The sequence below is a fragment of the Anaerocolumna aminovalerica genome, assembly GCF_900115365.1.
GTDB lineage: Bacteria > Bacillota > Clostridia > Lachnospirales > Lachnospiraceae > Anaerocolumna > Anaerocolumna aminovalerica.
This window is the reverse complement of record NZ_FOWD01000001.1, coordinates 71,307-84,616: the sequence shown is the minus strand read 5'-3', so window position 1 is coordinate 84,616 and position 13,310 is coordinate 71,307. Positions and strand designations below refer to the sequence as shown.

Below are 13,310 nucleotides of genomic sequence, written 5' to 3'. Positions count from 1 at the left end.
AGCCTCCTAAACTATATATAATCTGCAGCAGATGCAGATTATTCTTTTATATCAGATTCTTTATATCAGGTTTCTTTTTCCTTATCTATACTATCTTTTGGCTTTAATCCTCCATATAAAATCATCACAATTGAAATGATAAGTAAGGGTACTGAAATCCATAGCGCTATTGGTGTAATAAATTTATCTATGACCATATATACCCCAAATATAATAAGTCCTGCCAGTAATACTATTCTTTTATTCATAATGATCTCCTCTTTTAATTCCACCGTTAAATTATCATTAAACTTATCTTTATATATTCTGTTTCAAAATAACTTATAATAATCTTATATCTTTTGTTGCCAGGTTTCAAATAAAATCAGGATCTTCCAATATTTCTTGCAGCATATTGTAATATTCCCCTACATGCAATCCATCTGCCAATGCATGATGCATCTGTACTGAGAAAGGAAGCTTCATTCTGCCGTTCTCTTCAAAGTACTTGCCCCAAGTAAGCCTTGGGATACTGTCCACCGGATTCATCTGTATCGGATGTTCCATACTGGTAAATGAAATCCAAGGTATACTGGTAATATACAATAAATCATCCTCACCAGGCTCGTCTTCAATAATAATATTATTCTTCACTTTTTCCATAGCTTCCATAGCACAGTCCTTAAACATGGAAAAATCATCTATGTAATCAGTAGTACAAAAGCTGAATAATTTGCTTTCAGTCATAACCGTAAAGGCTGGTTTAACAATCTCATGTTCTATCACTTTACCCTCTCTTATTCTCTGTCGGAATTCCGGAATTCCATTTGCTGTTTTACTGGCTAGATACGTCATAGACAGAAAAAAAGGAATATCATGCTCTTTTATATACTTAAAATAATTCGTAATATCCAGATTAGCACAAATATTAAAATGAGGATAACTAAATTGGCTAAAAAAATGGAAATGATCTTTCCGGTTCCAGCTTTCCATATCTATATATTTAAACTTCATACTCCTTACCTCCAATATTGATGTCCGTTCTTTACTCATCTGTAAGAATACGTACCATTATTATACAATAAATCAAAATAAAAGACTACCATAATTCAAATTATTTATTGTCATTAAATTATGGCAGTCTTTCCAAAAATATTTAATTATTACTTTAACTTTATATCTGCCTCAACTGTATATTCCAAATCCTGAATGAACTGTTCTGTCTTTTCCTCATACTCAAGCCACATATTCTTATTCTTGTGACTGGTCATACGATAAAGGTTAATAATGTCTATATTTTTTTCTTTCATAATATTATCAAATAATTTCGTGATTTTCTCCGTGATTTGCTTATTACACAGATTTTGAATTTCATGAATATGTTTGTCATTAGCAGCTGGATAATTATTCGCTGTATCTTTAATGCCCTTTTCTACCAAACCACTTCCACTAACTTTAAAAGTCATCCTAGGTATGCCATTATCCCAGAAGAATTCTGCACTTCTGGAAACATTGATGATTCTGACCACATATTCCGGTTCTTTCTCTTCCTCGTCATTAATATATATGCGGATATTTTTCCCGTATCCGCTGGCTATATTAATATAATCCGATTCTTTCTCACTTAATTCATGCACTAATTTACTTTTATTAAATACTGCCAGTCCAATATTTTCAACAGATTTTTCATGGGGTTTCAAAATAGGTACCTTAATTATAAGATTATCACTGTTTTTCCCATATATTAAATCTCCTATGCTTACTTCTTTTTTACCAATATTAATAAGATTAATCCGGTAAAGCCGTTCAAGATATTGGCCGATTCCACCAGAAACGCTGCTATTTAGCGAAATAATCTCTTTTGCATCTGTTTCTCCTAAAAAAACTAAAGTATTTCTTGCCAGTTCATATTTATTTTCAATATAAAACAGCAATTTGTCTAATTCCTTGCTATTTACTGCCATATCTTTACCAAGCACAATAGCTTTTATATGCCTAAAATCCAGACGTTTTGATGATTGCAATTGATACTTTTCTTCTATTTCAAAAAAATCCTTACCTTTTAGTTCAATAAGCAGCTTCTCTGAATCTTTTGTAGACTGTCCAGTTATTGCTTCCAAATCCGGCATAACATAATAAACCTTAATTTCCTCACCCTCCAGATCAATTCCCATAGCCTGAACAAAATTTCTATCCTCAATCTCCGTCATATCTCCGCAGCCGGTCAAAGATAGGGTTGTAAATAAGGTTGCCAGGATAAGAACCGATCTTGCTACTGCTTTGGCATTACTTATTTTTCTTAATTTACCGATTAAAAGTATAAATAAAGGTAACAGGATGGATTGAGGAATTCCTATAAACATCATGTATTTTCCAAAATACTCATAATTTTTTTCTACATCCATAGGTATTACTGAAGCTCCAAAGACAAGTAAAATTATTGGTATAATTAAATAATTCTGTGTGGAGACATGAAATATCTTCTTGGATATATAACTGATGTAATAGATGAATCCACTGATTATTGTAAATATACTAAACATCCATAAGGATATAATCAAAGCATCATGTCTTTGAATAACTCCGCCAGGCAGTTTAATTAATTGAATGATGGAAAAAGTTGACCAAATCTTTTCTTTTGTTCCCTCCATTCCAAGAATACCGACGGTAATCACGAACAGAAGCAAATCCATTATTCCGCCTATTATCAAAGCTTGCACTACATAAGAAAATATACTTCTTTCTTTACTTACATTGGTTTTATTAACTTCTATGAAAGGTGCAGTGAATAAGATAAGTTCCAGTAAACTGAAGGTTAAAAATACAGCATAACCGCCTTTAACTATATCCAAAGGTCTTTCCGTAAATATAGGCATGAGATTTGATATATCAGCATCTCTTAGACCTAATATTAAGAAAATTAATAGCGGCACGATGACAATAAAATATAATACTTCTACAATTCTTGCCCTTACTTCAAAACCTTTGGAGGCCGCATAAGCAGATATCAATAAAAGCAAAATAATAATAATCCGCGGATCTGTATCCACCAACAATGTTTCGTTAATAACCTCTCCAAATAATCTGGCGGCAAATACACAGCAGGCAAACAGCTTTATTATATAAAGTGTCCCAATAATAAAGGTAATAAACCGCCCTGCATTATGAACGGAATAATCCATGAAATTTTCATTGAGTTTTTTTGTTATTAATATGATAATTGCTGCATATATCAACGCAATGATGGTTCCAAGAATAATAGCGCTAAATCCGTCTCTTCCTGCAAACTCAACTGCTATTCTCGGAATGATCAAACCTGATATACTGAATAAATCAAATACGATAATTCGTTTAAATTGTCTTAAGGATATCTTTTCATTATCTGAAAACATGTTACACCATGCCTTTCTCAGCTACCATTTATAAATAGAAGTCAGTATAATAAAACTTATCTGACTTACTGCTTTTGCTTTTTCTTTTCATCATGATTACGAACCAGTCTTATTCTTGCATCGTCTTTTGCATAAATAGGCCTGTCTGTTAATTTGTTTAACGGGAATCTGATAATAGCATCCCGTCCGTCGCTCTTTCCTCCCATTCCAGACGCTGCAAATGGAAGTAAGTAAGGTATTCCAAAACTTTTTAACCCTGCCAGATGAATCAGCAAAATCATAAACCCAAGCACAAAGCCATATAAACCTAAGAAAGCAGACAATATAATAATTAGATAACGAATCACTCGAAAAGCGGCTGCAAAAGCTTCATTTGGTACTGTAAATGCTGAAATAGCAGTCATTGCAATAATAATGACTACCATAGGACTTACTAAATTAGCACTGACTGCCGCATCACCTATAACAAGGCCCCCTACAATTCCAAGAGTACTTCCCATTGGCCCGGGAAGCCTGATTCCCGCCTCTAGCAGCATTTCAAATGCAAATTCCATTAATATCACTTCAAATACTACAGAGAATGGTACCCCTTCCCTTGCGGCAGCAAAAGACAGAGCTAAGGCAGAGGATAAAAGCTCTGGCTGATAATTCACCACAGCTATATAAAGTCCAGGTAAGGCTACCGTAATAAATGCTCCAAGGAAACGAAGTATTCGTATCATCGTTGCTACTTCCCACCTGGAATAAGTATCATCGGAGGCCTGGAAAAAAGAATTCATAGTGGTTGGCAATAAAAGTACCATGGGGGAATTATCCACTATCAGTACAACTCTCCCCTCCACCAGGCCAGAAGCAGCTTTATCCGGCCGTTCCGTTGCCTGAAATTCAGGAAATGGTGAATACACATTTCTCTCTGTTAATTGTTCCAACATACCGCTGTCAAAAATTCCATCTACAACAAAATTTTTGATTCTTCGTTGAATTTCTTCTACCACTTCCGGCTTTGCAACTCCTTCTATATAAACAATTGCCACTTCTGTCTGAGTTCGGGTACCTACCGTAGTCTGTACTATCTTCAGATTTGTATCCTTAATTCTGCGGCGTAAAAGAACCCTGTTAATAAAAAGAGCCTCACTAAAGCTTTCTTTGGAACCCCTGACTGCCACTTCATTTTCTGCCTTTTGCACACCTCTGTTTTCCATATGTCTATTAGAAACTTTTAGTGCCTTATCATAGCCATCCACAAATATAATGGTATCTCCGCCCATTATAAATTTAACAGCTTCGTGCAAGGTATATACATCAGAAATATCTGCGGATATTACAGCCTTATCCTTAATATAGTCAAATTGATTCTCGGCAGGCATATCATCCATCCAGTGAATCAGATTCCATAATGTATCTTCTTCCAACAAAGCCTTATCAACCATGTTGTCAACATATACAAAATAAATATCTACTGTATTGCTACCTCCCACAGTCAGCTTTCGTTTTACGATATCAGCCCAATCTTTAAACAGAACATCCACGGCATCAATATTTTCCTGTAGATTTCTGGTTAAGGGAGCTATAATTTTATTCTGTTCATCATGTAATACGCTCATTCTATCATCACCTTATCATTAAAATATAAAAATCTTAACTTATTACTTGAGCTCTTTTAAAATGCAGAATTAATGCATCTTTTATCAAATCTATTTTAGTAAACTTATTTCATATTATATCCAAAATGAATTATATTATTTGCTAGCATTAGAATAAACTGGGATTGTTTTAAGATATTTTTGAACCACAACTAATAGAAAGGCATTAATGCACTTTTGAGATAAACAGGATTAATGTACTGATGGGTACCCAAAATCTGAAATTTTAAAAACGCCAGAAGCCCTCTAAATAATGGGCTTCTGGCGAATTAAGCTACATGGGAATAATTAAAATTTAATTCTGTACGCAAACTCTTTAGGGTAAGGAAGAAGTGCTCCCATATACATAGGACATTTATTCAAACAAGCTTGATCGTGAATAGTCAGAATAGATTTTACCAGTATACTTTTTAAAACATTTACTAAAATAATTCGGATCTGGGATTCCTACCTCTTTTGCTGTTAAATACATAAGTTTTCCCTTCTTGGCATAACTTATTGCTTTTTCCATTCTGTATTGAGTTAAGAAGTCGTTTAGCCCGATTCCAGTTTTGTTTTTAAACATACGGCTTAAATAACTTGGATTAAAACCATATTGTTGTGCGATGGATGACAGATTAATTTCCGGATTCTGATAATTAATCACTATATATTCCTTGATTTTTGCAATGGAATTACTACTGCCTTCTATTTCTTCTTCCCATTCTTCCTCTTTTTTTTCCATTTTAATTTCTTTCATTAACTTTGTCAGAGTTTCCCGGATTTCTTCTCTTGCTATTGGTTTTAATAAATATTCACATACACCAATTCCGATACAATCTCTTGCATATTCAAAATCATTAAAAGCTGTTAAAATAATAATTTTTAGTCTGGGATAACGTTTAATTGCCAATTTACTAAATTCAATTCCGTCCATAAAAGGCATTCTTATGTCAACAAAAGCAATATCTGGTTTGTAATTATCAATCGTATTAATTGCTTCAATGCCACTAGCCGCTTCACCCACAATGTCAAGGCCTAAATCTTCTTTCTCCAATGTGATCTTCAGTAGCTTTCTAATTGCACTTTCATCATCAATAATCATCACTTTACACATACCTGATCCCCCTATAAAGGAATTTTAAGATCAATCTGGGTATAGAGTCCTTCTTCACTTTTGATCTCAAAAACATCTTCCTTGCCATAATAATACCTGATTCTTTCTATTGTACCTTTAAAACCAAAACTTTTGTTATTATCCTGCATAATCTGCTTTAATTGTTCTTTATTCATACCAACTCCACTGTCGTAAACTACGATATGAATAAAATCATCTATTTGACATACAGTAATTTTAATTAATCCCTTTTCTCCTTTCAAACGAATCCCATGATAAATACTATTTTCAACAAGAGGTTGCAGTATTAATTTAGGAACATGTACATCAAGTAAATCTTCGCAAAGATCATACTCGTCCTGAATTATGTCGTCATAACGAAGCTTTTGTAATTTTAAATAGTCTTTTACAATAGCAACTTCCTCTCTGATAGGAATTACCTTACTTCCTTTACTTAAAAATCTCCGGTAAAAATTACCCAATGTTTCAATGGAATCATATACTTTCTCCGATGATTCCTTAAGGGCAAGATATGCAATGGTATCTAGTGTATTATAAAGAAAATGAGGCTTAATTTGCTCCTGCAAAACATCCAGCTCAGCTTTTTGCATAGACTTTTCATTCTCTAACAGTTCATTAATTAATTGATTGATGGCTACAAGCATATTATTGTAACTATTCTTTAAATGTCCAATTTCATCATCAGGGAGCTTCAGACTCACCCTCCTTAGCCATCCTCTCTTCGCAATATCCATGGATTGTACTAAACGTTCAATTGGAGTGGTAATATATACAGATATAAAAAGACCAATCAGAATCAAGGAAATGATAGTTAACATTATCAATAAGACAATGATCCATGTTGCTTCTGATGGAATTATATGCATGTAAGACATCTTTTCAATACCTGCAATAATAAAAGGTGTATTTGGTATATGGTAATAGGATAGAATTTTTTCATTCCATAGAGATCCAATGGTTTTCTGATCAAACAATTTATTGTTTATTACAATTTCACTTTCTAATTTCGAATCAATAATCTGATTAATTAACTTCAAATTTTTATCATAGTAATAAAATTGTTTATCATTACTGGTCATATCTTTGTACGAATCATTTAATATTTCATCTGATAAATTAATAACCATTAAACCAATCGGTTCTTGTGTCTCAATATCATTTATAATACGCATAAATGATACGAGAGGTTTACCTGATTTACGAAAAAAAGCTCCTCTTCCGTTAACACCTAAAATATAACCACCTCTTGCATTGGCAATCTCTCTAAACCATTCTTCCTCATCCAATATATACTGATTCACTATGGTAATTCCATTGGTAATATGTACATATCTTCCATCCAGTCGGTATAAATAAACAGAACTTACATAGTTAAAAGTATTCGTTATATCATACATTGAAGTAATGGCGTTATGAGAATACCTGGTACCAGGTTTATCTTTTAACAGATAGGTATTAATGTTACTATCTGCAGTTAGAAGTTTACTCATACTATTTATAGTGCTAATTTCACTATTTAAATTATTTCCAATGGAGATCATTGTATTATAATTACTTTCCAATGTATAATCCAACATACTTTTTCTAATAAAGAATATATAAATAAAGATAAATAAAGTTATATATAACCCTATAATACCTAAAAATAAATACCTGACTTTTCCTTTTAATTTCTGAGACGAAAACCAGTTTTTAATTCTTCTTACCATATGTTTTTTCATTAGATTGCCCCCCCATGCAAATAGATCCCATTTATTACATTTTAGCAAATGGAATTCTATTTGAACAGTTCGAGGCATACTTTATTTAATAATTTGCGAAACTCTTTTCTATTAATCAAATACAAAATATATTACATCTCGTAAATTTCTAATATTATTATAATTTTAATGATAGTTCTATAGGAGAATTGCCTGTTAATTTCTTGCTTCGTCCATCTGGTTGGCTAATTCCAATATAGATATTATACTGATTACTATCCAATATTTTTTCTCCATTCTCATTCACTGCTTTTAATGAGTTAAAAGGAATGGATATATTAATAGTTTTCTTTTCCTTTGGTTCTAATCTGATTCTCTTAAAACCACATAAACTATAATTTGGAACTGCATATTTTGATTCTAAATCTTTAATATAGCATTGAATTACTTCTTCTGTTCCAAAGTCACCTTTATTTTCTACATTCACCTGTATCTTAATATCTTCATTTTGAACAACTGGTTCAACAATTTTAGCTAAAGTACACACCACATTTCCATAAGTCAAACCATAGCCAAATGGATATAAAGCCTCTTCTTTCATATATCGGTAAGTTCTATTTGCCATGGCATAATCTGTAAATTCAGGCATATTTTCAAGGGAACGATAGAAAGTTACTGGTAACTTTCCTGATGGAGAACACTTACCAAAAAGAATTTCGGCAACGGCCTTTCCACCACCTGCACCTGGATACCATGTCTGTAATATACCATTACAATATTCATCTGCATAAGATAAATTAATTGCACTGCCAGCAGTAAGGCATAGAACTACTGGTTTTCCAAGTTTCGTAATCTTCTCCAAAAGACGTTGTTGTACTTCAGGAAGTTCTAAATCTTTTTTATCTCCTGAACCACTATTGTTTCCTTCATCAAGTTCTTCCCCCTCTATGGTTTCATCAAGTCCTAGACATAGAATTATTAAATCAGAATGTTCTGCTACCGTTATCGCTTCCATTAAACGGTCATGATCCATTGCAAGAGTTTCTGTTTTGCTTTTAACCAGTTCGCAACCTTTGGAGAATAAAACTCTTACGTCATCTTTTAATTCATCTTGAATTCCTTCAAGAAGTGTAATATATCTGGAAGATGTTCCATAGTAATTTCCTTTTAAAGCAAGTCTGCTATTTGCACCTGGACCAATTACGCCGATGGTTTTTAGAGAATTCTTATTAATTGGAAGAATTCCATCATTTTTTAGCATAACAATACTTTTTTTGGCTGCTTCAATTGCTAATTCCCTATGTTCTTTACATTCAACCATTTCATATGGAATATCATCATACTCAGTTTTTTCGAAAAGGCCAAGTTTAAATCTGGTGGTAAATAATCTCTCTGCAGCCTGAGTAATCTGTTCTTCACAAATAAGACCATCTTTATATGCTTTCATCACATATAGATACATATTACCACAATTTAAATCGCATCCTGCATCCATGGCCAAAGCTACAGATTCTTCCGCTGTACTTGTTACATGATGGTGCATATGAAAATCTTTAATTGCCCAGCAATCCGATACAACATGTCCATCAAATTTCCATTTATCACGAAGGATATCTTTTAATAAAGTATGGCTTCCACAGCAAGGTTCCCCATTGGTTCTATTATAAGCGCCCATAACTGCCTCCACTTGCGCTTCTTTTACGCATGCTTCAAATGCTGGAAGGTAAGTTTCATAAAGATCTTTCTCATTCACCCTGGCATCAAACTCATGGCGCAGATCTTCTGGACCACTATGTACTGCAAAATGCTTTGCACAGGCGGCTGCCTTTAAGTATTTGCCTTCTCCTTGCATTCCTTTTATAAATGCCACACCTAACCTGCTTGAAAGGTAAGGGTCCTCACCATAAGTTTCATGGCCCCGGCCCCAACGTGGATCTCTGAATATATTTATATTGGGAGACCAAAAGGTAAGACCTTTATAGATATCTCTGTCTTCGTGTTTTGCACTTTCATTATATTTTGCTCTTCCTTCTGTAGCGATTGTATCCGCTATCTTACTTAAGAAATCCTCATCGAAAATTGCCGCCAGACCAATCGCCTGAGGAAAGCTGGTAGCTGTTCCGGCACGAGCTACTCCGTGTAATGCTTCATTCCACCAGTTATAAGCCGGAATACCGAGCCTCTTTATAGCAGGAGAATTATAGGTGAGCTGACCAGCTCTTTCTTCTAATGTCATCTTTGCTACAATTTCTTTTGCCTGTTGCTTAAACTCCTCTTGATAATACATTCTTCCATCTATCCTTTCACTGCTCCCATAACTAAACTTTCCTGAATTTTACCACTCATTAAACTATATACAACTAAAGTAGGGAATGTAGCAATTACAAGTGCTGCACCAATTGGTCCCCAGTCTGTTGTATATGAGCCTGAAAGTGTCTGTATACCTACAGATAATGTTCTGAATTTTGATTCACTAATAAATATAACGGCAAACATCAATTCATTCCAAGCTTGTAAAAATACAAAAATAGAAATTGTTGCAAGGGCCGGTTTCATAAGTGGTAATATAATTCTTCCAAATATACCATACACACCGCAACCATCAATACAAGCAGCTTCTTCCAATTCTTTTGGTATACTCTCTATAAAACCACTGCTAATCATAATCGCCATAGCAAGTGCAAATGCAGAATATGGTATGATTAATGATTGGTATGAATTCGTCATCCTTAAATTCCGTAAAATAATAAATACAGGTAAAATAGCTGCATGAATTGGTACCGTAAGACCAAGCATAAAGATGTTGTTTGCTAGTTTTCTGCCCTTCCACACCATTCTTGTTAATGCATAGGTTGCCATTAAGGCAGTAACTGTAGTCAGGGCAATTGTTAACCCTGTTACAACTATGCTATTAAAGAAATAACGAGCTACATTACCTTTTGTTAAAGCCGTTGTATAGTTCTCCCAAATCCAGTTATGGGGAAGACCAATTATATTTGCACCAAATATTTCACTATTATCCTTTAAAGAAAAGGTAAACATCCAATAAAGAGGGAATAACTGAATAACAGCCCAAAGTACTAAAATAATTGTAATAATTATACTACCTATTTTAATTTTTTTTGTTTCCATCAGCTAATCCACCTCTTCTGTCCTAAATAATTTACGTATTAATACGGCAAAGAAGAAACATAGGAAGATAATCATAATTGCGATTGCACTTCCAAAGCCATATCTATTTCTGCCAAATATCATTGAAACCATTAATGTACTTGGTACTTCGCTTGCATGAGCAGGTCCGCCATTGGTTAATACATAGATTAAGTCAAATGCTTTTAGTGAACCTGTTACTGCAAATATAACACAGATTCTAATAATTGGTTTTAACAAAGGAATGGTAATAAATCTTGCAATTCCCCATTCAGTCGCCCCATCGATTTTAGCTGCTTCTCTAAGGTCCGGGGAAATTGATTTCACACCCGCATACATAAGTAACATATGATATCCGACATATTGCCACAATATTGGTATAAATACTGCAAATAGCGCTGTATCCTGTTCTCCAAGCCATACATGGGTCAGATTATCAAGTCCCAAAAATCTAAGCCCTGCATTTACAATTCCATAGTCTGGATTGTAGATCTTTAACCATAATTGGCCAATTACCGTTGTTGATATCAAAACCGGAATAAAGAATACTGCTACATAAAACTTCTCTCCCTTTACTCCTTTGCCTAGTATTATGGCAAAGAAGAGAGAGATTGGTAATTGTATAAAGGTAGATAAAACTGCTAATAACATTGCATTTCCTATAGTCTTTGGAAAGCCTGCAGATTTACTTGTAAAAAGCTCTTTAAAATTATCTAACCCAACAAATATTCCTTTTGTTATCCCATCCCAGTCAAGAAGGCTATAATAGGATGACATAAATATTGGAATTATAATTATCGTTGCAAACAGCACTACAGCCGGAAACATAAATAAACATATTGCGATTTTATTACGTCTAACTTTCTCCATTCTAATTCCTCACGGTAAGTTTGCACTAACATTATTATATTACTTTTAATCTTCTAATTGAGCAGCCATAGCTTCTACAAATTCTTCAGGTGTTAAGTTACCAATATATAATTCTTGTAATAATGCAAGATATTCACCTGCTTCATTTGCATCCATTAAAGTATCAAACCATAATGTGAATGAAGTTGCGTTAGATGCATATTCTGCAACTTTCTTTGTAATTGGATTTACAGCGCTATCGTCATAATCAACTTGCCATGCTGCAATACCGGCTCCATCGAGATAAGCATATTTTGAAATACTTTTAGTTAATTCGAATACCGCATTACCAGCTACATCTGGATATTTTGTTCCGTTGCTGACCATAATCGTATCAGCTGCACCACCCATGAAATCTGTGATTTTAGCATTTGCACTATTAATAACAGGAATAGGCGCTACATCAAAGTCATCTGGATTGGGAGCATCTGTTAAGATAGAACCACCCATCCAGCTTCCTGTAATATACATAGGTACTGTGCCATTATAGAAATTAGCACTTGCTTCATCGTTAGACAGACCTGTTGCACCTTCAATAAATGCCCCCATATCTACTAATTCTTTAATTTTCTCTGCAGAAGCTAAGAAATCTAGATCATTATAACTTACACCATTTTTAGTAACAGCATTGGCTGTTTTTTCTGGACCAGCAGATTTTAAAGTAAGTGCATCATGTGTCATTGCAAGTACCCAAGTATCTTTAACACTACTGCCAATTGGTGTGATTCCATTATCAAGGAAGGTTTGACATACTGTTTTAAATTCATCCCATGTAGTAGGTGCCTTTAAACTATACTTATCAAACATTGCTTTATTGTAGAACAAAGCAGATACCGGTGTAGTATAAGTTGAACCGTATAGTTTACCATCATAAGTTGCATTATTTAATGCAGCAGTTGATAACTGAGCTTTAAATTCATCTGTATAATATTGATCAAGTGGTAATACTTTACCCGATTCTACGAATGATTTGGAAAAACCACCGCCCCATGTATAGAATAGGTCTGGAAGTTCATTTGCTGCTACCGATGATTTAATTTTAGTTTTGTATGATTCATTTTCAAATGTTTCATGTGTTATTTTAATTCCTGGATGAGCTGCTTCATAGTCGGCAATCGCTTTCGTATAAGCATTATTGAAAGCATCACTTTCTGTTGCAATACTCCAGAGAGTCAATTGAATCTCTTCCTTTTTTGCATCTGCGGCCCCTTCCGCAGCCGCATTATTGCCTACGTCTTTGGCTTTATCCGTTTTCTTATTACCACATGCTGAAAATGATAAAACCATGGTTGTACTAATTAAGATTACCAGTAATTTTTTGAGATTTTTTTTCATTTCCATTCCTCCAATACATTTTTGTAATTCTATTATAGTTAATTTTTGTATCTTTTTTGAACGTATTATCTTTACCACTATACGT

Annotated in this window: 10 protein-coding genes; all 10 read right to left on the bottom strand. The window is 33.8% G+C overall.

Going from position 1 to position 13,310, the window contains the following annotated elements; all coding sequences use genetic code 11:
* Positions 1–65: 65 nt before the first annotated feature.
* The 10 genes from BM183_RS00360 to BM183_RS00315 all read right to left on the bottom strand — a co-directional run bounded on the left by BM183_RS00360 (position 66) and on the right by BM183_RS00315 (position 13,225).
* Positions 66–248: a hypothetical protein gene (locus BM183_RS00360; protein ID WP_091683459.1), complete on the bottom strand. Its 183-nt coding sequence runs from the start codon at positions 246–248 to the stop codon at positions 66–68.
* 106 nt (positions 249–354) lie between these two features.
* On the bottom strand, positions 355–993 hold the full coding sequence (locus tag BM183_RS00355) for a chloramphenicol acetyltransferase (RefSeq protein ID WP_091683457.1): 639 nt from the start codon (positions 991–993) through the stop codon (positions 355–357).
* A gap of 149 nt (positions 994–1,142) precedes the next feature.
* Entirely contained in the window at positions 1,143–3,371 is a 2,229-nt protein-coding gene (locus tag BM183_RS00350) for an endospore germination permease (protein ID WP_091683455.1), read from the bottom strand.
* A gap of 65 nt (positions 3,372–3,436) precedes the next feature.
* Positions 3,437–4,975 (bottom strand): spore germination protein, encoded by a 1,539-nt coding sequence (locus BM183_RS00345; RefSeq protein WP_091683453.1) that lies wholly within the window; start codon positions 4,973–4,975, stop codon positions 3,437–3,439.
* Between the two features lie 394 nt (positions 4,976–5,369).
* Entirely contained in the window at positions 5,370–6,110 is a 741-nt protein-coding gene (locus BM183_RS00340) for a response regulator transcription factor (RefSeq protein ID WP_091683451.1), read from the bottom strand.
* A gap of 11 nt (positions 6,111–6,121) precedes the next feature.
* Complete coding sequence (locus BM183_RS00335) at positions 6,122–7,852, bottom strand: cache domain-containing sensor histidine kinase (protein WP_170847839.1); 1,731 nt, start codon at positions 7,850–7,852, stop codon at positions 6,122–6,124.
* Between the two features lie 157 nt (positions 7,853–8,009).
* Positions 8,010–10,118, bottom strand: a complete 2,109-nt coding sequence (locus BM183_RS00330) for a glycoside hydrolase family 3 C-terminal domain-containing protein (RefSeq protein ID WP_091683447.1) — start codon at positions 10,116–10,118, stop codon at positions 8,010–8,012.
* A gap of 8 nt (positions 10,119–10,126) precedes the next feature.
* The gene (locus BM183_RS00325; RefSeq protein WP_091683445.1) at positions 10,127–10,963 is read right to left on the bottom strand and encodes a carbohydrate ABC transporter permease; all 837 of its coding nucleotides are present in this window, start codon (positions 10,961–10,963) and stop codon (positions 10,127–10,129) included.
* A 3-nt stretch (positions 10,964–10,966) separates the two neighbouring features.
* The gene (locus BM183_RS00320; protein ID WP_091683443.1) at positions 10,967–11,851 is read right to left on the bottom strand and encodes a carbohydrate ABC transporter permease; all 885 of its coding nucleotides are present in this window, start codon (positions 11,849–11,851) and stop codon (positions 10,967–10,969) included.
* 45 nt (positions 11,852–11,896) lie between these two features.
* The gene (locus BM183_RS00315; RefSeq protein ID WP_091683441.1) at positions 11,897–13,225 is read right to left on the bottom strand and encodes an extracellular solute-binding protein; all 1,329 of its coding nucleotides are present in this window, start codon (positions 13,223–13,225) and stop codon (positions 11,897–11,899) included.
* Between the last annotated feature and the right edge of the window lie 85 nt (positions 13,226–13,310).